1 protein-coding gene is annotated in these 1,059 nt (G+C 67.5%); it reads right to left on the bottom strand.

Going from position 1 to position 1,059, the window contains the following annotated elements; all coding sequences use genetic code 11:
- Positions 1-63: 63 nt before the first annotated feature.
- Entirely contained in the window at positions 64-912 is an 849-nt protein-coding gene (locus tag AB0I88_RS41350; RefSeq protein ID WP_361037791.1) for a transposase family protein, read from the bottom strand.
- Between the last annotated feature and the right edge of the window lie 147 nt (positions 913-1,059).

Below are 1,059 nucleotides of genomic sequence, written 5' to 3'. Positions count from 1 at the left end.
TAACGACTTGGTGCGCGATTGATGCCTGATCAGGCTCGTCTGGGCGGTTCTGGTGGTAGTTGTTTACCGCTCAGCGGCGCGGTCGGACACCAGTCCCGCGATGGCGAGGACGGTGTCTTCGAAGTGGTCGCGGCGTCCGATGTAGCGCTGTAGTGGTCGCCATTGCTTGGGTTCGGCGATGGCGTGTTCCACACAGATCCGTTGGGATGACTGAGCGTGGCGGGTGGTCTCGTAGGCGGCGCGCTGGTCGTCGTCGGCGGTCTTGGCGGGTTTCTTCGGTGGGGCGGTGACCTGGTCGCCGTAGTCGCGGGCCAGTCCTTGATAGCCGGAGTCGACCTGGGCTTTGACCTCGGGGTGCTGCTGCAGGAGGTCTTCGATGCCCTCGGTACGCAGGGCGGTGACGTCGTGCATGCGCCCGGGCCGGACCGCGCCGCACCACAGCAGCCGGCCTTTGTCGTCGCTGATCACGGTGGCTTTGCCGGTGTTCTGCTTCTTCTTGCCGGAGACGAACGCGCGCCGTCCGGGCCGGCCGGCTTTCGGGCGGCGGACCTGGACTTCGGTGCCGTCGATACGTAGTTCGACGTTCTCGGCGGCGGCGTAGGCGAACACGTCGGCCAGGGTCCGCAGCCGTACGCCGGGCTTGCCGGGTACGGCGAACCCGCGGGCGGCCAGCAGCGGGCGGATCTCACCGACCGCGCGGGTGATCGTGGACCGGTCCACCCGGTAGAGCAGGGCCAGGGCGGCGTGCGGCAGTTGGAAGCGTAACGCGACCAGGGTGACGATGACCCGGTCGGTGAACGGCAGGTCGTGGTGCGGGCCGGCGCCTTCGGCTCGCAGCCTGGCCCGGCCGCGACGATCGTGCAGGCGAGATTCCCGCTGAGCGGTCCACGGTTCGCCCAGTTCGGCGATCAACTTGGCCAGCCTGCGTCGCCCGATCCCGGTGAAGATACGATGCGACAAGGCCGTGCGGGCCCATCCTGACGTCACAATCATGATCGTCCCGCACGGCCATCTTCATGATCGACGCGGGTCACTCAGCTATCGCGCACCAAGTCGTAA

Origin of the sequence: Actinoplanes sp. NPDC049802 (assembly GCF_040656595.1) — a bacterium.
Classification (GTDB): domain Bacteria; phylum Actinomycetota; class Actinomycetes; order Mycobacteriales; family Micromonosporaceae; genus Actinoplanes.
Note: the sequence above shows the minus strand (reverse complement) of the source record. Positions and strands in the feature narration are given on the sequence as shown.